At 41.7% G+C, this 20,484-nt stretch carries 22 protein-coding genes and 1 riboswitch; of the genes, 13 read left to right on the forward strand and 9 right to left on the reverse strand.

Annotated features, from left to right (window positions below; all coding sequences use genetic code 11):
* Positions 1-209 precede the first annotated feature (209 nt).
* From AB1A65_RS02625 to AB1A65_RS02645, 5 genes are all read left to right on the forward strand, one after another.
* A complete protein-coding gene (locus AB1A65_RS02625) occupies positions 210-1,088 on the forward strand; it encodes a permease-like cell division protein FtsX (protein WP_366585358.1) in 879 nt (292 codons plus the stop codon).
* 100 nt (positions 1,089-1,188) lie between these two features.
* Complete coding sequence (locus tag AB1A65_RS02630) at positions 1,189-1,452, forward strand: DUF3098 domain-containing protein (RefSeq protein ID WP_366585360.1); 264 nt, start codon at positions 1,189-1,191, stop codon at positions 1,450-1,452.
* A gap of 1 nt (position 1,453) precedes the next feature.
* On the forward strand, positions 1,454-2,248 hold the full coding sequence (locus AB1A65_RS02635; protein ID WP_366585362.1) for an undecaprenyl-diphosphate phosphatase: 795 nt from the start codon (positions 1,454-1,456) through the stop codon (positions 2,246-2,248).
* A 31-nt stretch (positions 2,249-2,279) separates the two neighbouring features.
* A complete protein-coding gene (gene truB, locus AB1A65_RS02640) occupies positions 2,280-2,966 on the forward strand; it encodes a tRNA pseudouridine(55) synthase TruB (protein WP_366585364.1) in 687 nt (228 codons plus the stop codon).
* A gap of 87 nt (positions 2,967-3,053) precedes the next feature.
* On the forward strand, positions 3,054-3,779 hold the full coding sequence (locus AB1A65_RS02645) for a hypothetical protein (RefSeq protein ID WP_366585366.1): 726 nt from the start codon (positions 3,054-3,056) through the stop codon (positions 3,777-3,779).
* Here AB1A65_RS02645 and AB1A65_RS02650 read toward each other — a convergent pair.
* Positions 3,762-4,394, reverse strand: a complete 633-nt coding sequence (locus AB1A65_RS02650) for a thioredoxin family protein (RefSeq protein WP_366585368.1) — start codon at positions 4,392-4,394, stop codon at positions 3,762-3,764. The two genes, AB1A65_RS02645 and AB1A65_RS02650, sit on opposite strands and share 18 nt — an antisense overlap.
* Before the next feature lie 162 nt (positions 4,395-4,556).
* On the opposite strand from AB1A65_RS02650, the gene AB1A65_RS02655 reads away from it, so the two are divergent.
* From AB1A65_RS02655 to AB1A65_RS02665, 3 genes are read left to right on the forward strand one after another with little or no spacing between them, the layout of a single operon-like run.
* Entirely contained in the window at positions 4,557-5,120 is a 564-nt protein-coding gene (locus tag AB1A65_RS02655; RefSeq protein WP_366585370.1) for a DNA-3-methyladenine glycosylase I, read from the forward strand.
* Positions 5,107-5,685: a hypothetical protein gene (locus AB1A65_RS02660; RefSeq protein ID WP_366585372.1), complete on the forward strand. Its 579-nt coding sequence runs from the start codon at positions 5,107-5,109 to the stop codon at positions 5,683-5,685. Before AB1A65_RS02655 ends, AB1A65_RS02660 begins: the two co-directional genes overlap by 14 nt.
* Positions 5,672-6,355 carry a DUF2490 domain-containing protein gene (locus AB1A65_RS02665; RefSeq protein WP_366585374.1) on the forward strand — a complete coding sequence of 228 codons (684 nt, stop codon included), beginning with the start codon at positions 5,672-5,674 and terminating at the stop codon, positions 6,353-6,355. Before AB1A65_RS02660 ends, AB1A65_RS02665 begins: the two co-directional genes overlap by 14 nt.
* On the opposite strand, the gene aat is transcribed toward AB1A65_RS02665, so the two are convergent.
* The 3 genes from aat to AB1A65_RS02680 are packed head-to-tail and all read right to left on the reverse strand — an operon-like array spanning position 6,326 to position 8,807.
* On the reverse strand, positions 6,326-7,006 hold the full coding sequence (aat, locus tag AB1A65_RS02670; RefSeq protein WP_366585376.1) for a leucyl/phenylalanyl-tRNA--protein transferase: 681 nt from the start codon (positions 7,004-7,006) through the stop codon (positions 6,326-6,328). The two genes, AB1A65_RS02665 and aat, sit on opposite strands and share 30 nt — an antisense overlap.
* 37 nt (positions 7,007-7,043) lie before the next feature.
* Entirely contained in the window at positions 7,044-8,420 is a 1,377-nt protein-coding gene (locus AB1A65_RS02675) for a TIGR00366 family protein (RefSeq protein WP_366585378.1), read from the reverse strand.
* Between the two features lie 9 nt (positions 8,421-8,429).
* The gene (locus tag AB1A65_RS02680) at positions 8,430-8,807 is read right to left on the reverse strand and encodes a DUF3127 domain-containing protein (RefSeq protein WP_366585380.1); all 378 of its coding nucleotides are present in this window, start codon (positions 8,805-8,807) and stop codon (positions 8,430-8,432) included.
* Between the two features lie 123 nt (positions 8,808-8,930).
* Here AB1A65_RS02680 and AB1A65_RS02685 point away from each other — a divergent pair, with 123 nt between their 5' ends.
* Both AB1A65_RS02685 and AB1A65_RS02690 read left to right on the forward strand, forming a co-directional pair.
* Complete coding sequence (locus tag AB1A65_RS02685) at positions 8,931-10,076, forward strand: HAMP domain-containing sensor histidine kinase (protein WP_366585382.1); 1,146 nt, start codon at positions 8,931-8,933, stop codon at positions 10,074-10,076.
* A gap of 10 nt (positions 10,077-10,086) precedes the next feature.
* Entirely contained in the window at positions 10,087-10,437 is a 351-nt protein-coding gene (locus AB1A65_RS02690; protein WP_366585384.1) for a hypothetical protein, read from the forward strand.
* On the opposite strand, the gene AB1A65_RS02695 is transcribed toward AB1A65_RS02690, so the two are convergent.
* Positions 10,430-10,822: an HIT family protein gene (locus AB1A65_RS02695; protein ID WP_366585385.1), complete on the reverse strand. Its 393-nt coding sequence runs from the start codon at positions 10,820-10,822 to the stop codon at positions 10,430-10,432. The genes AB1A65_RS02690 and AB1A65_RS02695 overlap by 8 nt on opposite strands.
* A gap of 69 nt (positions 10,823-10,891) precedes the next feature.
* A complete protein-coding gene (gene greA / locus AB1A65_RS02700; RefSeq protein ID WP_366585387.1) occupies positions 10,892-11,368 on the reverse strand; it encodes a transcription elongation factor GreA in 477 nt (158 codons plus the stop codon).
* A 185-nt stretch (positions 11,369-11,553) separates the two neighbouring features.
* Here greA and AB1A65_RS02705 point away from each other — a divergent pair, with 185 nt between their 5' ends.
* Together AB1A65_RS02705 and AB1A65_RS02710 are read left to right on the forward strand one after the other, a co-directional pair.
* Positions 11,554-11,991: a hypothetical protein gene (locus AB1A65_RS02705; protein WP_366585389.1), complete on the forward strand. Its 438-nt coding sequence runs from the start codon at positions 11,554-11,556 to the stop codon at positions 11,989-11,991.
* 9 nt (positions 11,992-12,000) lie between these two features.
* Entirely contained in the window at positions 12,001-12,987 is a 987-nt protein-coding gene (locus AB1A65_RS02710) for an aldo/keto reductase (RefSeq protein ID WP_366585391.1), read from the forward strand.
* A gap of 3 nt (positions 12,988-12,990) precedes the next feature.
* Here the strand turns inward: AB1A65_RS02710 and AB1A65_RS02715 are convergent, their stop codons facing one another.
* A complete protein-coding gene (locus AB1A65_RS02715; protein WP_366585393.1) occupies positions 12,991-13,992 on the reverse strand; it encodes a Gfo/Idh/MocA family oxidoreductase in 1,002 nt (333 codons plus the stop codon).
* A 109-nt stretch (positions 13,993-14,101) separates the two neighbouring features.
* Positions 14,102-16,225: a TonB-dependent receptor gene (locus tag AB1A65_RS02720; protein ID WP_366587038.1), complete on the reverse strand. Its 2,124-nt coding sequence runs from the start codon at positions 16,223-16,225 to the stop codon at positions 14,102-14,104.
* A 220-nt stretch (positions 16,226-16,445) separates the two neighbouring features.
* Positions 16,446-16,576: riboswitch (TPP riboswitch) on the reverse strand.
* A gap of 110 nt (positions 16,577-16,686) precedes the next feature.
* Between AB1A65_RS02720 and AB1A65_RS02725 the strand changes: the two genes are divergently transcribed.
* The gene (locus tag AB1A65_RS02725; RefSeq protein ID WP_366585395.1) at positions 16,687-19,146 is read left to right on the forward strand and encodes an ATP-binding protein; all 2,460 of its coding nucleotides are present in this window, start codon (positions 16,687-16,689) and stop codon (positions 19,144-19,146) included.
* Here the strand turns inward: AB1A65_RS02725 and AB1A65_RS02730 are convergent.
* Positions 19,121-20,458 (reverse strand): sigma-54 dependent transcriptional regulator, encoded by a 1,338-nt coding sequence (locus tag AB1A65_RS02730; RefSeq protein WP_366585397.1) that lies wholly within the window; start codon positions 20,456-20,458, stop codon positions 19,121-19,123. The two genes, AB1A65_RS02725 and AB1A65_RS02730, sit on opposite strands and share 26 nt — an antisense overlap.
* Positions 20,459-20,484 lie beyond the last annotated feature (26 nt).

The following is a 20,484-nucleotide window of genomic DNA, read 5'->3' on the forward strand; positions in this document are numbered from 1 at the left end:
TTTATGTTCAATTTGTCACATCGAGCCCTTCGACTTCGCTCAGGGCGAGCTCCAATCGAGATGTCCCTAGCAGAAGGGAAGAGATTTCTCGCCTGAATTTCATAAAGGCTCGAAATGACAAAAAACTGTATCTCTTTTCGAGTTGCAAAAATAGGTTTAATCCCCTAAATACAATTTACTTTTCTATTTTTACGTATTGATTCCACTCTATGAGCCAATATATTGAAAGATATCAGCGAAGAAAACTGATTTCCTCTTATTTTTCTGTGGTTTTGAGCATCGCTTTGGTGCTGTTCCTCTTGGGAACGCTTGGTCTTTTGGTGCTGAACACCAAAAAATTAGCCGACCACTTTAAGGAACAGATAACTATTTCGGTCTTTTTGAAGGACAATGCCAAACCTGTGGAGATTGACCAATTACAAAAGAGTCTGACCTTGGCCGAGTATACCAAGTCGGCCGACTATATTTCAAAAGAAGATGCCGCAGAGCAATATAGCGAGGACATTGGGGAGAATTTTGTGGAATTCTTGGGCTACAATCCTTTAAAAAATTCTATCGACGTTCATTTAAAGGCGGATTTTGTCTCACCAGAACAAATCGCTGAAATCGCAGAAGATTTGGCCGCCAAGACGTATGTGGATGAAGTGAGCTATGACAAGCCGTTGATTTCACTGCTCAACGACAATGCCCGAAAAATTAGTTTATGGATTTTGGTGGCCAGTGCAGTTTTCACCGTGATAGCTGTTTTGCTTATCAACAGTTCTATTCGATTGTCCATTTACTCCAAGCGATTTATCATCAAGACCATGCAGATGGTGGGAGCCACAAAGACCTTCATACGAAGACCTTTTATTTGGCAGAACATAAAATTGGGCATGGTGGGCGCCGCCGTTGCTTTGATTTCCTTGGGCATTCTTGTTTATTATATCAACAAAAATTTCCCTGAGTTGAATCTGCTCCAAGATTATATGGTGCTCATCTTTTTGTTTGTGGGTGTTTTTGGACTTGGCGTACTCATTTCATGGGCCAGCACCCATTTTGCCACCCAACGTTTTTTGAATTTGAGGACAGATGACCTGTACTATTAGAAAAAAGATAAAAGACCGCTTCGCTTATAGATTTAAAACAGCATATCCACAAGGATTCCCAGTGGCTGGAAACTGGGAAACTTTTCACTAAATTTGAGCCATGAACAAGAAAAACAAAAACGTTCAAAAGCCCACCAAGGAATTTGTTTTCCAAAAGAAGAACTATCTCTTTCTTTTTATCGGCATCATTTTCATTGCTTTAGGTTTTATTTTGATGAGTGGTGGTGGCAGCGACGATCCCGAGGTGTTTAATCCGGATATCTACAACTTTAGAAGAATTCGTTTAGCACCCACTTTAGTGCTGATAGGTCTTGGCATTCAAGTGTATGCCATTTTGTTGAACCCTAACAAAAAGAAAGACTGATTTGGAACTTATTGACGCCATAATTCTTGGTATAATTCAAGGATTGACGGAGTTTTTACCCGTATCTTCCAGTGGACATCTAGAATTGGGAAAAGCTATTTTGGGCGCTCACGCCGTTCCCGAAGAGAGCTTGTTATTTACGGTAATTCTTCACTTTGCCACAGCTTTGAGTACCATTGTCGTCTTTCGCAAAGATATTTTGGAGATTTTTAAGGGACTTTTTCAGTTTAAATGGAATGAAGAGACCCAATTTTCCCTAAAAATCATCATTTCTATGATTCCCGCTGCGCTTGTGGGCATCTTTTTGAATGATTTTATTGAAGTTTTTTTTGACGGAGCCATTGTGATTGTGGGCATCATGCTCATTATTACAGCCTTCTTATTGTACTTAGCAGATTTGGCCAAAACTACCGAAAAAGGCGTATCGTTCCGAAGTGCTTTTGTGATTGGAATGGCACAAGCCGTAGCCATATTACCAGGAATTTCACGAAGTGGCGCTACCATTTCCGCTGCCGTTCTTTTGGGAGTGGATAAGAGTAAATCCGCCCGATTTTCCTTTTTGATGGTCGTTCCCCTTATTTTGGGAAAGGTTGCCAAAGACTTAATGAGTGGCGACATCAACTTTCATGGTGACCAAGCGGTAGCTATGGGTGCTGGATTCATTGCAGCCTTTATTGCAGGGCTTGCTGCCTGCACCTGGATGATTAAACTGGTACGCCAAAGCAAGTTGACCTATTTTGCCATTTACTGTTTAATTGTAGGACTCATTGCCCTTACTTGGAGCATTTGGGGATAGAACCGTATTTTTACCCTAAACCCCAAAGCTTTTGAAAACCAAAGAAGATTTCTTGAATGGTCAGATTTTATTAATCGACAAACCGTTGGAATGGAGTTCCTTTCAGGCGGTGAATGCCCTAAAATGGGCCATTCGTAAAAAATTTGACCTTAAAAAGATAAAAATTGGCCATGCAGGTACCCTGGACCCATTGGCCACCGGCCTTTTAATCATCTGCACCGGAAAATTCACCAAGAAAATTCCAGAGCTTCAAGGTCAGGTCAAAGAATATACAGGAACTTTTACCATGGGTGCCACCACACCATCTTACGATATGGAAACTGAAGTGGACCAGACCTATCCTACAGAACATCTTTCCGATGTGGCTATTAAAGAAGCGACCCATCAATTTTTAGGGGAAATCGACCAAATTCCTCCCATTTTTTCAGCGTTAAAAAAAGACGGTAAGCGATTGTATGAACTTGCAAGAGAAGGCAAAAAAATCGAAATAAAATCCAGGAAAATCGAGATATTGGAATTTGAAATCACTCGCATTGCACTACCAGAGGTAGATTTTCGGGTGGTTTGCAGCAAGGGCACTTACATTCGCTCTTTGGCGCATGATTTTGGTAAAGCTATGGGATCGGGAGCCTATTTATCCACCCTGAGAAGAACCAAAATAGGGGATTTCAACGTAAATAATGCTACAAGCCCCATGGTTTTCAAAGAAAACCTGTGATTATATGCCTAAAAACCACCTGAAGAGTAGGTTACATATAAGCGTTGGGGTAAAATATTTTTGAAAAAAAGCGGTTATAGTAAAACCATGAACTTTAATCTCAATAGAAGCCAGTTATCATTATTGATCACGTTCCTCTCTATGTCCATTGTGATATTGTTGCTGTTCAACATTCACTTGGGAGGCATGCAGGAAGAGGAATATGTGATTGAAATGAGTCTGGCTGATGAGGATATTGAGAAGTTATTGGAACAAGAAGAGGAGCGCTTGGAAGAAATGAAAGCGGCCAACGACCCAATCAAAAGCCACATGGCCTTTAACGAAACCGCAAAACCTTCTGTTGGGAATCCAGAACCTTTGAAAACTTTAGAGGAACTCTTGGAAGAAAGGGCATTGAGTAGCGAAACTGGTGAATATGCTGATAATTCCGGTTTTGAGGAACAATTGAAACAATTGAAGGCCCAACGGGATGAAAAAAAGCAAAAGTTGGGTGAGCGTGATGCCCAGAAAGAAGAGTTTACTCACTATCAGAAAGAAAGACAAACCTCCATTTCCTTTTCCTTGGTGGAGCGTAATGCCTATGAGCTCCCCCCTCCCATCTATACCTGTATTGAAGGCGGTAAAGTAGTCATTAACATTAGTGTAGACCACAATGGATATGTAACCGAAGCTACTTTCAATGATAAAAGCTCTGGAACCAGCAACGGTTGTTTGGTAGATAATGCTATTACCTATGCTTTAAAAGCACGGTTCAGCCCAGATTCAAAGGCTGCACAAATTGGAACAATTACCTACCTATTCCAAGGGAAGTAGATTTAAAACCTCCCTTAAGATACCTCTCCCTTTGTCTTTATTGTACCACACCTGAAGGTCCTGTTTGAACTCAGGGGTAAGTTTCCCATGTTCTTTTTTGTAGGCTTCCACCATTTCAGTTGCGGCGCGAGGTCTTGGTCCCCAGTCACCTACAATTTCCTTGTTTTCCTCGTCCCAAAGAATCACCTTGGGAATAGAACGGGCTTCGTTGGTCAAGAAAGCATCCATAATGTCAGGAACTTCGTCACGGAGAACAACCTTGTGATCTATATTTGGACTGAGTTCTGCAATCTTGTTGAAAACGGGCATGCTATGGGCTGCATCCCCACACCAGCTTTCAGTGATAGTTAAGAAAGTAAGTCTAGATTTTATATTGATTATCCTTTGCTGAACCTCATCAGGAATTGCAAAGGTTTTTTGCCATCGTTTCATTCGGCGATCATTGAGTTGGGTATAGTGAACATAGGCTTCGGTTTGTACATGACCCGTTGTCTGTTCAGTTTCCGCCAAATGATGCACCAAATCCCTATACTTTTCATAATCCATTCCCATGGAAATGCCTTGTTGCACCAATGTGGGCTTACTCTGTTGTTTGCGTTTTTCCAATAGTTCCATAAACTTCTTTCTGTAAATTTATCCTTCAAAAACAGCCTATCCGCTGACTTTTGTCATTTGTTGTATTGCACAAGGAAACCTTACACCTTTTCATTGAACGGATTTTGATGGATACTTTTCTGTTCTTCGGAACTTCCCCTAACTTTAGCTAAAATTTTCACCATGGATAAACATCGTTGTGGTTGGTGCGTGGGCGACCCGCTTTATGAAGCATATCATGATCAAGAATGGGGAGTTCCGGTTAAAGATGATGACACTCTTTTTGAGTTTTTGATTCTCGAGACCTTCCAAGCAGGATTAAGTTGGATTACAGTTCTCCGAAAGCGGGAAAACTTCAGGGAAGCATTTGATCACTTTGATTATAAAAAAATTGCCGGATACAATCAGGATAAAATTGATGAATTGTTGCAAAACCCAGGAATCATCCGAAATAAGCTGAAGGTAAATGCCACGGTCTCCAATGCCAAGGCTTTCATGAACATCCAAAAAGAGCTTGGAAGTTTCAGTAAGTACATTTGGGGTTTTGTGAACGGAACCCCGATTAAAAACACATGGGAAAATTACAAACAGGCCCCTGCCACTACCGAAATCTCGGATGTCATCAGCAAAGATTTAAAAAAACGTGGCTTTAAATTTGTGGGTAGTACCGTGATTTATGCCCATATGCAAGCCACGGGCATGGTGAATGATCACGAAATTCATTGCTTTAGATATGATGAAGTTTAATTTCATTTTTATAGGTTTTTTGTGTTTTATTCAGATAGGATTCGCACAAAACAAGTACGAGAAGGAGTCCAGAATAAAAAAGGAGGCCTTCCCTGAAAATGCGTTTGCGCTCATAGAAAGTTATTTAGAGGACGCCAGGCGTATTAGATTCTACCAAGAAACGGACAGTACCAAGAAAAGTTTTGAGGCAAAGTTCAAAAAAGGGCGATTACATTATAGCGTGGAGTTCAACCAAGAGGGTGATTTGGAAGATGTTGAGTTCATTATAAATGAAAACGACATTCCAGAGGATACTTGGAACAGGATCAAAAACTACCTCAACTCGCAATACCCAAAGTTGCGCATCAAGAAAATACAGCAACAGCATCCACGAATGGGGGACTCAAAAAAGACACTACGTGAAGCCTTCCAGAACTTAATGTTGCCCCACATCAATTACGAAATCATTTTTTCATCAAAAAAAGAAAAAAGGTTTCAGTCGTATGAAGCATTGTTCAATGCTGAAGGCAGCCTGTTGAACATCCGTAAATCATTCCCGCCAAGCTACGACCATGTCCTATACTAAATGGGTTTCTTTTCTACTTGTTTTTCTGTGTATCCACACGATGAATGCGCAAGATAACCTTACGGGGTATTGGCAGCCTCAAGTCGCCATTAATTATGATGTGGCCCCACTGTACTCCCATAACTTTTCTGTGACCAACCGAAATTATGTGCTAAATGACAGTGAGGTTCAATTAAGTGTTCGGCAATTGGACGTTGCACACTTTTCTAACCTTAAAATACAAGATAACCAAAGTATTGCGTTGGGTGTCCAATATCGGTTTAGGAATGCTTTTGAGGGAAGAGGGGATGAACTACGGTTTACGCAACAATACAACTTCACAAAAAAACCAATGACAATCCGGTATGGGCATCGGTTTAGAGCGGAACAGCGTATCACAAAATCCCCAACAATTCATCGATTTCGATATCGGTTTACCATGGATTTTCCATTAAAAGGAGAAACCTTGAATATGGGTGAAGCCTATTTTGTGGGCAATTTGGAAAACCTGCTAAGTGTTTCCAAAATGGCTTCTCCAGAATATGATGTTCGCTTGACCGGGCAAATTGGGTGGCAGCTTCAAGGAGGGTTAAAGCTTCAAACAGGCTTGGAATATAGGTTGGAAAACTTTTCATCGGGAGTGCCACAAAATGTGGTTTTCTTACTTACCAGTGCCCAAATCTCCCTGTAACAAATCCATGAATTTCTCCCGCGAGATCAATTCCGCACCCATACGTTCCAAATGATCGGTATGCACTTGGCAATCAATAAAGTGATACCCTTTTGCATCCAATTCCTGCGCCATTTTAATAAATGCAAATTTGGATGCATTGGGTTGAAGACTAAACATACTTTCCCCACAAAACACATGGCCCAAATCCACACCATATAATCCGCCTACCAAGTTGTTGTTCTTCCATACTTCATACGAACGCGCAAATCCTTTTTTATGAAGTTCGGCATAGGCATTTTTCATTTTTGATGTGATCCACGTGCCATCCTGCCCCTTGCGCTCCACCAAAGCACACTGCTGCATGACCTCATTAAAGCAAGTGTTTTGGGTTATTTTAAAAGCCCCATCACGCATAACCTTGCGCATGCTTTTGGACACTTTAACCTTTTTTGGAAAAAGCACCATGCGTGGGTCCGGACTCCACCATAATATCAAGGCATCATCATTGAACCAAGGAAAAATGCCACTTTTATAGGCCAGCAGCAATCGTTCTGGGGACAAATCGCCCCCTACTGCCAAAAGGCCGTCTGCATTGGCTGTCTCCACTGGCGGGAACTCCAAACGGTCCCCCAAAAAGTGAAGGGGAAAGTAATTTTGGTTATTTTCCAAAACGCAATTTTTACTAAAATACGGAAACCGAACAGGACTAAAAAACAAGGAGCCCAGCCATGTAGATCAAACTGCCAACAACCATAAAAAGAACTGTGTAGGGCAAAATTTCTTTGGCCTGTAATTTGGTAATGCCCAATAAAGGTAGCGCCCAAAAAGGTTGAAGCATATTGGTTACTTGATCGCCATAGGCCAAAGCCATTATAGCTTTCGGCAGTGGAACACCCAACTGCAGAGCAGATTGTAGCACCAAAGGCCCTTGAATGGCCCACTGACCCCCACCGCTCGGCACAAAAACGTTGACGAGTCCTCCACTTAAAAAAGTAAAAAGGGGCAAGGTAGTTGCTGTGCTTATAGATACAAAAAAGTCAGAAATGCTTTGAATCATCCCGCTGCCAGACATGATGCCCATAATGCCAAAATATAAGGGAAATTGTATCAGTATGCCCGCTGTATCCCCAATGGCTTCCTCAACCGCCATTAGAAAACTCTTAAAACTACCATGAAGGATAATGGCCAATCCCAACATAAAGAAATTGAGCATGTTTGGGGTAATGTTCAATGTTTTGAGCGCTGGTAAATATTGAATCAAGAAGGTCAGTAAAATCAAAATTCCAAATAGGGTGGAGACCCATGGGGAGTAATCCAATTTTTCCGCACCTTGCAAATGCTTCTTTTCCATTGATTTAAATTGATAACCCTTCAAATCCGTGGATCTGGCACTTGTTTTTTTACTCAGATAATAGGCCAATCCGGTAATGGACAAGGCTACCAATGCAAATAGCATCAAATTCCAATAGCTGAAAACAGTGAGTGCCGTGGAAATAGAATCGGGCAATTGGGCCAACACATCACTACTGGCGTTGGTTTCCAGCAATCCTTTTAAATGTCCTGACTCCGCCACTTTTATGGGGGCAGACCCACTGATTCCACCGTGCCAGACCATCAACCCAGAATAACCACAGGCCCCTATTAGTGGATAGTTGATGGAAATGTTGTTGTTTTGGGCATATTCTCCCACTTTTCGGGCCAAAATTGCTCCAAATATAAGTCCAAGCCCCCAATTGAAGAAGGAAACCAACAGTGTGGGCAATACCACCAATATCACGGCGTTCGACGTATTTTTGACTAAGCCAGTGATTTTTAAAATCAACCGTTCCATGGGTTTGCTCAGCACCAAAACATGGCCTAACACCAAAATGAGCATCATTTGATAGGCAAATACCAAAAGCCCATTGTTCCAAATACCTGCCTCCCAATAGGAAAGTAGGGCCGTGAAATGATTTCCATCGGAAGTATTCTCCGTAAAAATCAAGGCCAAAAGTAGCGTGAGCGCGGTAAGCAATACCGCAATGGTGAACGGGGAGGGCAAATACCTCCTAAAAATACGTTCTATGACCTTGGTAAGGCCCAAAGCTCCAATTTAAAAAGGAAGGTCGTCGTGGTCTTCCTCATTGAGGTCATCAGCGGGCTCAAAGGCTTCCATAGGTGGAACCGGAGGCATATCACCAGAACCGGATTCTGTCTGAAGGTTTTCAATACGCCAACCTTGTATGGAATTGAAATATTTGGTTTCTCCTTGTGGATTTACCCATTCCCTTCCTCTAAGGTTGATACTGATTTTCACCATTTGTCCTACACTATAGTTGTTCAGCAAATCGCATTTATCCTGCACAAACTCCACCAAAATATGCTGTGGATATTGTTCTTCCGTAGTAACGACCACCTCTCTTTTACGGAAACCATTGTTCCCATATGTCTTGGTCTCATCTATCATTTTTATTCTTCCCTGAACTTCCATGTATGCTAATTTTCAATGAATTTCAAATGTACACAAAATGATCTCCAATGGAAACCCAAGTTTATCACGAAGTATCAACATATTTTCCATTTTCCGCTATCTTTAATCACAATTCTGCCAAAAATGAACTTCAATCCCAAACGAAAAGCTTCCAATATCACCTTGCTGATTTCGGCATTCATTATTGTTAGCCTGATTTTGTGGAACACCAACAGCTTTTTTAAGAAGTTCAAGGAGGAGGAGCGTCTAAAAATGGAGATATGGGCCACGGCCCAATCGGAACTTATTCAATCTTCTGTAGATCAAGAACTGGGAAACCTTACCTTGAAGGTAATGGGCAACAATACATCCACACCCATGATTTTGATGAATGAGGAGGGGTCCTATAAAACTCATAACATCCCACAAGAACGAATTTCCGATAGCAGTTATATCCGCAAAAAAATACAACAGTTCCGCAATGAAAATGAACCCATTGAGATCATTCAAGATGGGGAACTTTTGGAGACATTATACTACGGAAATTCTGAAGTATTGAACAAACTAAAATACTATCCCCTTGCCCTTCTTTTGATCATATTTTTATTCGGAGCGGTCATTTTCTTCTTCTTCCGAACCAATAAAGCCTCGGAACAGAACAAGCTTTGGGCCGGTATGGCAAAGGAAACGGCCCACCAAATTGGCACTCCGTTGACATCTCTTTTGGGATGGAACGAGTTGTTGAAGTCAGAAAGCATCAATCCAGATATTACGCTGGAGATTGCCAAAGACATAGACCGATTACAGACCATTACAGAACGGTTTTCCAAAATAGGGTCTATACCAGAATTGGACGTGCATGACATTGTTGAGGAGACGAAAAAAGCGTACGAGTATCTAAAGAAACGCAGTTCCAAGTTGATACACTTTTCCTTTAGCTCCAATGTGGATGAACTTTACGTGCTATTGAATCCGCCGTTGTACAATTGGAGCATAGAAAATCTGGTGAAAAATGGCATCGATGCCATGAAGGGAAAGGGAAATATTGCCATACAAATTGATAAAAAAGGCCAAAATGTTAATATATTGGTATCGGATACGGGGCACGGTATCCCAAAAAGTGATTTTCAGAACATCTTCAGTCCGGGAGTAACTTCCAAAAAAAGAGGATGGGGATTGGGTCTTTCGTTGGTAAAAAGAATCGTGGAAGAGTACCACAAAGGAAAAATTAAAGTACTTTCGTCGAGTAAAGAAGGAACAATCATGCAAATTACACTAAGAGTAAAATGAACAGTGCACCATGTCAAAGGAAAAAAGAATTGTAATTAAGGATGCCGACATTACCAATAACTGCCCCGAGTGTTATAACCAAGAATTGAAGCTTACCTTTTACCAAAAACATACTTTAAATCCGTTGTATCACCGGACCACTGGCGAGGTTACGCATGAGATTAAGTGCAAGAAATGCCATTCCATCATTTACCCCGTAAATTGGACGCCAGATATTGAGCGCGTCTTTGACTATTATAACAAATTGGTACGCCCAGACCGACCTTCAGTCCGGTTTACCATGCTCTTTTTTATCCTTCTTATTTTAATTTTGTGCCTAGTAGCAGCTGGCATTTACTTTTATTTGGAAGGGCTTATTTAAGCTGCTCCTTTATTTTATGGGCTATGGCTTCAAATTCTTGGGCCTCCAAACTTTCCTTATGTTGAAATGTTGCATTTTTCATGCTGTGTAATGGAATTAAATGCACATGAACATGGGGCACTTCCAAACCAATTACCGTCATTCCCACTCGTTTACAATCAATTGCTGCCTCTATAGCCTTACCCACCTTTCTTGAAAAAGCCATGAGTTTCATGTACGCTTCTTCATCCAAGTCCAAAATCTTGTCCACTTCCTTTTTAGGTACGCATAGCGTATGGCCTTCGGCGTTGGGGTTAATGTCCAAAAAAGCAAAATTGTCGTCGTCCTCTGCAATTTTATAGCAAGGGATATCTCCATTGATGATCTTGGTGAAAATACTGGGCATGTTGTTGGTTTGGTTTTAAATAAAAAATCCTGTCGTGGACAGGATTAAATATAGGGATTCTATAAACTTTTAGTTACGGCTAATCTCCAAAATCTCCAACTTTAACGTTCCATTGGGCACTTTGATTTCGGCAACATCTCCTACAGATTTCCCCAACAGTCCTTTTCCGATAGGAGAGGTCACAGAAATTTTACCTGATTTCAGGTCTGCCTCACTTTCAGCCACCAGGGTATATTTCATTTCCATGCCATTACCCTGATTCTTTAGCTTGACGGTGGACAGCACCAATATTTTTGAAGTATCCAATTGGGATTCGTCTATTAACCTGGCATTGGAAAGGGTCTCCTCCATTTTGGAAATCTTCATTTCCAACAGGCCCTGTGCCTCTTTGGCAGCATCATATTCTGCATTTTCGGACAAATCTCCTTTGTCCCGCGCCTCCGCAATGGCCTGCGAAGCTTTGGGACGCTCCACATCTTTAAGATGGTTCAGTTCATCCCTTAATTTTTTTAATCCCTCCGCAGTGTAATAAGATACTTTGCTCATATCGTCATATTTTTATGCAAAAGAACATCGAAGAAAATCAAAAAATTTCCCCAATGGTCTTGTTCTCTACAAATACAAAAAATCCTCAACGATTACCATGACCTGCATGGTTTTTTGCGAGGATTTAACGCAAATATAGGTAATTTTTGTTCAACTTTGTAGAGCGATGAATTGAAATCCATACTATGAAGCAGTTTTGGGGCGGCGTCCTACTTATCCTTCTAATCTCCTGTAGTTCAGATAGTACCAACAGAAATCCCTATCTCCAAGAAGTGAGTTTCAGGTTTGAGCTTAACTTAAACCTTCCACTCTACAGTGGACTGAACACCATAGGGAATCCTGTATATGTAGGCAACAATGGAGTGGGCACTCGGGGCGCTTTTGTCATAAAATCCAGTTTGGACAGCTATTATGCCTTCGAAGCTAGCTGTCCCAACCATACCCCCAACAATTGCTCTACCATGAGCATTGATGGACAAAATGTGGTTTGCGATTGCGAAGGTTTTACGTATAGCCTTTTCACAGGACAGCAATTGGACCGTCCCGATGATGGGAAGAGATACTACGACCTTCTTTTTTATCGCGCCACACAAAGCGGAAACATAGTAACCATATCCAACTAAAAAAGTAGCATGCAATACAGAAAACTTGGAAAAACGGGACTTAATGTCTCTGAAATCTCTTTGGGAACATGGCAAGTGGGAGGCAAGTGGGGCTCTGGTTTTGATGATGCCCTAGCGGAACGCATTATCAATGAAGCGATTGATGCCGGAATCAATTTTATAGACACGGCCGATGTGTATGAAGCTGGGGCCAGTGAAGCTGCCGTAGGCAGGGTGATAAAATCCAGGTCTGAAGAAATTTATGTGGCTACCAAATGTGGACGGCAAATCAACCCACATGTAAACGAAGGGTACACCGTAAAGGCGTTGCGGAAGTATGTAGAGGATAGTCTTAAAAATTCAGGGGTGGAGTGTTTGGACCTTATCCAACTGCACTGTCCGCCTACTGAAGTCTTTTACAGACCGGAAATCTTTGAGCTTTTTGACCGATTAAAAGATGAAGGAAAAATAAAAAATCTGGGGGTGAGTGTTGAAAAAGTTGAGGAAGCCTTGAAAGGAATGGAATATTCCAATGTAACCACCGTACAAATCATTTTCAATATGTTTCGGCAGCGGCCTTCTGAACTATTTTTTGAACAGGCCAAAAAGAAAGATGTTGGTGTCATTGTTCGTGTGCCTTTGGCGAGCGGTCTGCTAACGGGTAAATTTTCTTCCAACTCCACTTTTGAAAAGGAGGACCACCGCTTTTTTAATCGCGAGGGTGCAGCTTTTGATAAAGGCGAAACTTTTTCGGGAATTCCTTTTGAATTGGGTCTGGAAGCTGTTGAAGAATTGAAAAAACTATTTCCTGATCATGATAATTTGGCCCCTATTGCCTTACGGTGGATTTTGGACTTTCCTGAGGTCAGCTGCATCATTCCGGGGGCTTCAAAAGCGGAGCATTTACATTCCAATTTGGAGGCGACAAAACTTCCGCCGCTAACAACCGAACAAAATCAGGCAATCAAGGCCATTTACGAGAAGTACATTAAAAAAGAGGTACATCAGCTCTGGTAAGATTCAAATCACACCCAAAATCCGGTCCATGACCCAACTGGTATGCAAAGCTGATTTCCCCAGAGAAGGATGCTCCCTTTTCCTTAGAAAATGGTCTCTGATATTTTCCACATGATGCTGTTGCACATGCTCTGGATGCGGGATTTCCAAAACTTGGTGTCCAGCTGCATTTTTTAACTCCACTGGAGCCTCATCCAATACCGAAAAGGTTATGGTTCCTTCGGAACCCAACAGTTCAACCTTATCAACACGATTTTGCGTTCCAAAATTCCAAACCCCATCACCTGTGATACCCGTATTGTGTATCCAAGAACCTGCAATGGCATCATAGGCGGAATACAACCCCTGCTGGTTGGTGGCAACACCATTTGCTTTCTCAATGTCTCCCAATAAAAACGAGAACAAGTTCAAGCCGTGACTTGCCAAATCGTCAAAATAGCCCCCTGGCGCCACAATTTTATCCGTTCGCCAATTGTACTTTCCGCTCAAATCAAATTCATTTGGTGGTTGCGTTTTTTGCCAATGGATATGGCGCACTTCACCGATTTGTTTCTCATCCAGCCATTGTTTTACTTTGAGAAAACGGGGTAAAGACCTGCGATAGTATGCAACAAAAAGAGGAATGTCTTTGGTTTCAAACGCATGGTAGATCTCCAAACTATCCTCATAATTCGGAGCCATGGGCTTTTCAATACAACAGGGTTTTCCTGCTACTGCTACTTGTAATGCGTACAATTTATGGGTGTCCGGAGGTGTGGCTATGTATATGGCATCAACATCTGGGTTTTCTATAACGGTTTTGGCATCTGTTGTCCAATTTGGAATATGGTGTCTTTTTGCATAATCTTCAGCCTTTTGGGCATCACGCCGCATTACGGAATGCACTTCAAAACCAGACGTTTTTTGATAGGCCGGTACGCTTTTCTTTTCGGCCACGCTTCCGCAACCGATTACCCCCCATTTAAGGGGCTTGTCTTCGGAAAAAAGAAAATGGGATTCTGTCATTGGTTATAAATGTACAGAATCCCATTAAAAACAATCGCTTAAAACACAGTTCTCGTTAATATCCTTTTAGTATTTCACTTGAACTGTCGCTTTTCTTTCCTCACATTGCTTAAAAATTAATGGTGGCACCAACCAAAAAGTTGATTCCAGCTTGTGGGTAATACCCTGCCCCCTCAATAGTGGTGATGGTTCCGGGATTGGAAAAATCATCATCATACGTAAAGAAATATCCATTGGAAACAATGTCGGCATCAAAAATGTTGTTCACCAAGCCCGAAAGCACAATACTCTTTACAAACGAACCGGTTTCAATCACGTACTGTACATTGAAATCGGTTTGGGTATAGCTATCCAAGGTTGAGTTTTCTGAATCAATATTTCCCATATATTGTTTCCCTACAAATTTCGACAGCAATGATACTTGCAAGTTTTCATTGGGCTGAAAAGCGAGAACATTTCCAGCAACCACTTGGGGTGAGTAGGCGATGTGGGTATTTCCCAAATCCTGAAGCTCTCCATCCCGCTGAAAAAAGAAATCGAGGTTTCGGTTATCGCTCAAGGCAATATTGGGCCGTAGCTTAAACTTGGTTCCCAATCGTAGATTTGCATCCACTTCCAAGCCCAAACGATAGCTGTCGCCCACATTGGCACGCAAAGGTGCCCCAACATCATTGAGCTCCCCGGTGAGCACCAATTGGTCTTTATAGCGCATGTAGTACACGTTGGTATTCAACTGGAAATCTGGGGAAACGTAACGCCACCCCAGCTCAAAATCGTTCAATTTTTCGGGTTTTGGGCTACCATTTTCATAATCGTTGCGGTTGGGTTCGCGGTTGGCCCTAGCGTATGACAAATAGAAATTGTTGTTCTGGTTCAAATCAAATGTTATTCCGGCTTTCGGGTTGAAAAAATTAAAGGTGTCATCAACCAAACCGGTATCATCACCGTTGGCCTGGTAGCTAACCCCGCGATACTGCACATCGCCAAAAATGGACCACTTGCGGTTTAATTGATAGTTAGCCTTGGCATATAGATTCAAATCTGTCTTTGTTGAATTGTCATCGTAATAGCGCTCTTCAATCTCACTATCGCTTGCATAACGGGCCCAAATGATTTCCCCAAAATGGTCTCCTTTGTACTCATTATACCCTCCACCAAGAATCAACTGAAGGTTGTCCTTATTATAAGTGGCCGAAAAAACAATACCATAGAAATCATTGTCCAGCCATCTCCTGCGTATTAAATCCGTAGTCTCAATGGTTTCTCCTCCGATAGCGATGGGCTCCAAACCGTATTCAGAAAAATCCTCATCTTCCCTGTACTGCTCAAAAAAACCACGTCCGCGGGTGTAGTGCAGTGCCAGGTTGGTGCTCCATTCAGGGCTTAAAGTTTCATTCCAATGCAATTGAAAATGGTCTTGTTTATAGTTATCGACCTCATTGTCGTAGAATTGTACATTTCCGTTCTCATCGGTATAAATACCAGCAGAATTGAATGTCCTATCGGTTTCCAATTCTTCAGCCGTGATTCCGTTCCATGCTTGATAGGTGATTTCATGCCCGCCAAAAAGTAATGCTTTCACCAAGGTGTTGTCATCTTGATACACTCCTTGCAGAAAATAAGAGTCCAAATCCGATCTTGCCCTATCCACATAACCATCGGAAGTAATTCTGGACAATCGCCCCGATATTTCAAAGTGATCGTTAAGGAGTCCCGTACTGAACTTAATGTTGTTCCGCAGTGTGTTAAAACTTCCTACGGAAGAAGAAATCCGGGCATAGGATTCTTCCGAAAAAGCATCCGTCAACAGGTTTAAACTGGCCCCAAAAGCGGCAGCCCCATTGGTAGAGGTTCCCACACCACGTTGCAATTGCAGACTCTGGGTTGATGAGGCAAAATCGGGCATATTTACCCAAAAGGTGCCTTGCGATTCCGCATCATTATAGGGAATACCATTGATGGTAACGTTGACGCGGGTAGCATCGCTACCCCGCACCCGAATTCCTGTGTAGCCCACTCCAGCACCTGCATCGGAGGTTGTGACCACAGCTGGTAAAAAGTTCATTAGAATGGGAATGTCCTGCCCCAAGTTTCGAGGTGTAATCTCCTCCTGATCTAAATTAGAAAACGTAATGGGAAATTCCTTGGTCGCCCGAATGGCTTGGACAAGAACCTCATCCAGCACCACTTTTGTTCCTTCCAAAGAATCGGTTTGCTGTTCTTGGGCACTCATTCCAAGTGCCAGCCCTGACAGGGCCAATGTTGCGAACAGATTTTTAACGCGATACCGTTTGCTATTTTTTGTCGGTCGTGTTGTGCCACATTTTAGTGCTGCGGTCCTGCACTGAATAATTGAATAAAGCGGTTTCATCCGTAAAAATTTTACGAATAAAAGGGGTCATTATTCTTGTTGCTATTTGATTTTTGTTTCTAAGGAAACATAGAAATTCCAAGATGCGCTTTGGCGCAATCCCTTGGCAGCATTACCCGCCCAGGTTCATTGGGTATAATCTCAGCTTGTCCTGAACTTGTTTTAGGACCTACCCAATTCAAGTTCGAGGTTTAAGCACCCCTTTGAGATGGCTGCAAATGTAAAAAGCAGCAATCTTTTTTCATAAGAATCCACAGAAATTAACTTTTGATAACAACTATGTGGTATACCTCAAAGCGTATATACTTTATCAACTGATGGCTATGAACCGTAAATCCAAAAGGAAATTCACGTTAAAAATCATAAGCAGCTATTTGGTTTTAGGGCTACTGGCCTGTTTGGCCGCTGCTTTTATCTATTCGGAGTTCAAAAGTTATACAGCTTCACAAAACAAAGAGGACGACAGTTTAAAATTGGTAAAAACCAATGTGCTGTTAACCAATCTGTATGAGGCTGAAAACCTGTCCAAACTGGCTTTACAGACAAAAAAGACCAAAGATCTTAGGGTCTATTCACAAAAAGTGGATTCCATAAATGTCCTTATTGATTCATTAAAGCCGTTGATTGATAATAAAGCAGGAACCCAAGTGGCTAAGTTGGACAGTGTGCAAAGATTACTTCAGCAAAAGGTGTACAACAGCGCGGAACTACGAAAATTAAAAGTGGAGAATGAAAATTCCACCTCTATTGATTCCATACTCGAAGCTTTCCATAAAATGGAGGTAGATATGGGACGGATTACCCCAGAGACCTTCGTACCCAACTTTAATCAGTTATCATCTGAAAATCAGGAATCCATCCGTAAATATGTGGCCATCCTTAACAAAAATATTCCAGACCCCAATGGAAACACCAATGCCAACAACATAGATTCCATTCTTCAGGTTTCCAAGTCAATTCTAAATAAGGCAAAAGTGGAAAATGCGGCACTTGAGCGCTCTATGTTTCAAAAAGAGCTGGAAATTTATCGAACAGACTTGGAGCTCTCCCAGAAAATGCGAAGTATTATTTCCACGTTTGAACGCGATATAGTTCAAAAGGCTTTTCGAGACAACCTTCAACAGCAACAAATTCTAAGACGGAGTACCCGGTTGGCAGGGGGTGCAATTGTTTTGGGACTATTGATCGTAATTATTTTCACCTTCCTCATTTCTCAGGATTTTTGGAAAATACAACGCTATCGAGATCAATTAGAGCGGGAAAAGAAAAACTCGGAATCCCTATTAAAAAGCAGGGAACAACTGATCGCTACCGTAAGTCATGATCTTCGAACGCCACTAAACACAATTAGCGGTTATACCGAGCTAATGGAGCACAGTGGCCTTAATGAAAAGCAACAGAAATACCTGAAGAACGTAAAATCAGCTTCAGGTTATGTTGAGAATCTGGTCAACGATCTTTTGGATTTCTCAAAATTGGAAGCTGGAAAGATACATTTGGATAAGGTTCCTTTTGTGCTCTCCACACTTATTGAGGACGCCGCACTACATTTTAGGGAAATTCACTCAAAAAAGGGCGTGGAACTCCGTCTGGATATTTCCGAGGCATTGGACAAACCCATCATTAGTGACCCCTTCCGAATCCGTCAAATCCTAACCAACATCATTGGCAATGCATTCAAGTTTACACACGAAGGGTTTGTGAAAATCGATTGCTACGTTAAAGGAAATAAAGTAATTATTAAGGTCGCAGATACCGGCATTGGGATTGAAAGAGAAAAACAAGAATTGATTTTTAAGGAGTTTACCCAAGCCGGAAATGACACCGAAAAGAAATATGGCGGTTACGGGCTGGGCCTCACCATCTCCAAAAAACTAACGGAACTTTTGGGCGGGAATTTGCTATTGGAAAGCGAGAAAAACAAGGGTAGTACCTTTACTCTATCACTCCCACTTGAGTTTTCATCGACCCCCCTTCCCCATAAGGTGCCCGAAAAACGGGGCGTCCAAAAAAAGTTATCAATGCTCATTCTTGATGACGACGAAAATATGTTGGGCCTATTGGAAGAAATATGTCAAGTCAATAAAATTGAAGTCCGTACTTTTAATCACTATTCTAAACTTACGGAAGCCACTCCCGAAGCATACGATGTTATCCTAACTGATATTCAAATGCCCGGAAAAGACGGCTTTGAGGTGATGGAAAAATTAAAACGAAATCGGATTGCCAACTATAAGGGCCAACCGGTTATTGCCATGACAGGTCAAAAAGTCAAGGATAAGACCCCTTATCTTAAAGCAGGTTTTATTGATGTTCTTCAAAAACCGTTCTCCAGCGATACGTTATTAAGCATTCTGTCAAAAGTAAATGGCAATGTAGAGTCACCACAGCATGAAACTCACTTAAAGGAGGAAATTCCCAAGCCAACCTCAAACCTGTTCAATACAGAAAGTATTGTCAGCTTTTTGGAAGACACACATGCCGTTATGGAAGTACTTGAAGTTTTTATGAAGAGTACCCACAAGAACATGGAGTTCATTACTCTGGCCGTTGAAGAGAACGATGCGGATGAGATACGGTCCATATCACATAAAATGCTACCCATGTTCCGCCAATTGGAAGTTCATGGGATTATCCCAATTCTTGAGCGATTGGAACATTTGGATGGGGATGCCCACAACAAGAAGGTCTTTTCAGATGTAACCCATTTGAAAAAAAAGGTCTTGCAGCTAGAAAAGGCAATTATGGGGTATTTGGCTAGACTTTCAGTTGGTAGTGACTGATTTTGTTGTAGAGCGTCTTCCGGGTCATTTGGAGGAGTTTGGCCGCTTTGGTCTTGTTGAAATTGGTCTGCTTTAAAGCATTCAGTATCCTGTCCTTTTCAAATTCTGATTTTGAAAAGTTCTGAGGAGTTCTGGTTCCCGCGCCATTGGCTACAACATCAGGAACTGATTTTGGCAGTACGGTATCACCTTCTGTGAAGAGAACAGCTCGTTTTATCATGTTTTTCATCTCTCGCAGGTTCCCCGGCCATGAATACTGCAAGAACATTTGTTTCACCTCTTCCGAAAATTCCAATACTTCCTTATCTAATTCGATGTTGGATTTATCCAAAAAATAGTTGGCAAACAACAAGATATCCTCATTGCGTTCCTGTAAAGAAGGCACCTCAATGGAAAACTCGTTCAAGCGGTGGTACAAGTCTTCCCGAAAACTACCTTCTGCAACAGCTTCCAATAAATCCTCATTGGTGGCGGCAATGATTCTAAGGTCTAATTGAATCTCTTTGGTACTGCCCACCCGTTTTATTTTTCGTTCTTGAATGGCGCGAAGCAATTGAATTTGATGTTCATAGGATAGGTTCCCTACCTCATCCAAAAAAAGAGTGCCCCCATTGGCTGCTTCAAAATGCCCTATTTTATCTTCAATGGCACCCGTAAAACTACCTTTTACATGACCAAAAAATTCACTGGTGGCGATTTCTTTGGGAATAGCACCGCAATCCACGGCCACAAATCTTTCGCCCTTTCGCTTACTGGCTTCGTGAATGGACTTGGCCGTTACTTCTTTTCCCGTTCCACTTTCCCCAGTCAATAAAACGGACATATTGGTGGGGGCTACCAATTGTACATACTGCTGTAATTTTTTGGATTTTTCACTTTCGCCAACCAGAAATTGACGTCGCCCTTCCTTTTTCTGAGGTTGCCTTTTGTTGGGCTCAAGTTTTGAATCGGGTTTAGCTTGCAGCGCATTTTGGATGACCAAAAGAATCTCCTCTGGGGTAAATGGCTTGGAAATATAATCAAACGCTCCTTTTTTCATGGCGTTTACAGCCGTTTTTACCTCAGCATAACCCGTCATTAAAATTACTTGGGTTTTTGAAGAATTTTGTTTTATCTGTGAGAGCAATGAAACCCCATTTCCTTTTGGAAGCCGCACATCGGATAGGATAACATCAAAGGTTGAATTTTTTAACTCTTCTTCTGCCTCTTGTATGGAATAGCTTGTGTTAACCTCAAAACCATGCCTGGTCAAAAACTTTTGCAGCATTTGACAGAAAGAAGTGTCGTCCTCGATGATCAAGATTTTGGGCATAATCGTGTCAGTAACTAATATACGAT

Source organism: Allomuricauda sp. ANG21 (assembly GCF_040705235.1).
GTDB lineage: Bacteria > Bacteroidota > Bacteroidia > Flavobacteriales > Flavobacteriaceae > Flagellimonas > Flagellimonas marina.

What these genes read in the sequence shown, in the direction of transcription:
- AB1A65_RS02625 (WP_366585358.1), top strand. Translation starts at nt 210, where the DNA reads ATGAGCCAATATATTGAAAGATATCAGCGAAGAAAACTGATTTCCTCT.
- AB1A65_RS02630 (WP_366585360.1), top strand. Translation starts at nt 1,189, where the DNA reads ATGAACAAGAAAAACAAAAACGTTCAAAAGCCCACCAAGGAATTTGTT.
- AB1A65_RS02645 (WP_366585366.1), top strand. Translation starts at nt 3,054, where the DNA reads ATGAACTTTAATCTCAATAGAAGCCAGTTATCATTATTGATCACGTTC.
- AB1A65_RS02650 (WP_366585368.1), bottom strand. Translation starts at nt 4,394, where the DNA reads ATGGAACTATTGGAAAAACGCAAACAACAGAGTAAGCCCACATTGGTG.
- AB1A65_RS02655 (WP_366585370.1), top strand. Translation starts at nt 4,557, where the DNA reads ATGGATAAACATCGTTGTGGTTGGTGCGTGGGCGACCCGCTTTATGAA.
- AB1A65_RS02660 (WP_366585372.1), top strand. Translation starts at nt 5,107, where the DNA reads ATGATGAAGTTTAATTTCATTTTTATAGGTTTTTTGTGTTTTATTCAG.
- AB1A65_RS02665 (WP_366585374.1), top strand. Translation starts at nt 5,672, where the DNA reads ATGTCCTATACTAAATGGGTTTCTTTTCTACTTGTTTTTCTGTGTATC.
- AB1A65_RS02680 (WP_366585380.1), bottom strand. Translation starts at nt 8,807, where the DNA reads ATGGAAGTTCAGGGAAGAATAAAAATGATAGATGAGACCAAGACATAT.
- AB1A65_RS02685 (WP_366585382.1), top strand. Translation starts at nt 8,931, where the DNA reads ATGAACTTCAATCCCAAACGAAAAGCTTCCAATATCACCTTGCTGATT.
- AB1A65_RS02690 (WP_366585384.1), top strand. Translation starts at nt 10,087, where the DNA reads ATGTCAAAGGAAAAAAGAATTGTAATTAAGGATGCCGACATTACCAAT.
- AB1A65_RS02695 (WP_366585385.1), bottom strand. Translation starts at nt 10,822, where the DNA reads ATGCCCAGTATTTTCACCAAGATCATCAATGGAGATATCCCTTGCTAT.
- greA (WP_366585387.1), bottom strand. Translation starts at nt 11,368, where the DNA reads ATGAGCAAAGTATCTTATTACACTGCGGAGGGATTAAAAAAATTAAGG.
- AB1A65_RS02705 (WP_366585389.1), top strand. Translation starts at nt 11,554, where the DNA reads ATGAAGCAGTTTTGGGGCGGCGTCCTACTTATCCTTCTAATCTCCTGT.
- AB1A65_RS02710 (WP_366585391.1), top strand. Translation starts at nt 12,001, where the DNA reads ATGCAATACAGAAAACTTGGAAAAACGGGACTTAATGTCTCTGAAATC.
- AB1A65_RS02715 (WP_366585393.1), bottom strand. Translation starts at nt 13,992, where the DNA reads ATGACAGAATCCCATTTTCTTTTTTCCGAAGACAAGCCCCTTAAATGG.
- AB1A65_RS02720 (WP_366587038.1), bottom strand. Translation starts at nt 16,225, where the DNA reads ATGAGTGCCCAAGAACAGCAAACCGATTCTTTGGAAGGAACAAAAGTG.
- AB1A65_RS02725 (WP_366585395.1), top strand. Translation starts at nt 16,687, where the DNA reads ATGAACCGTAAATCCAAAAGGAAATTCACGTTAAAAATCATAAGCAGC.
- AB1A65_RS02730 (WP_366585397.1), bottom strand. Translation starts at nt 20,458, where the DNA reads ATGCCCAAAATCTTGATCATCGAGGACGACACTTCTTTCTGTCAAATG.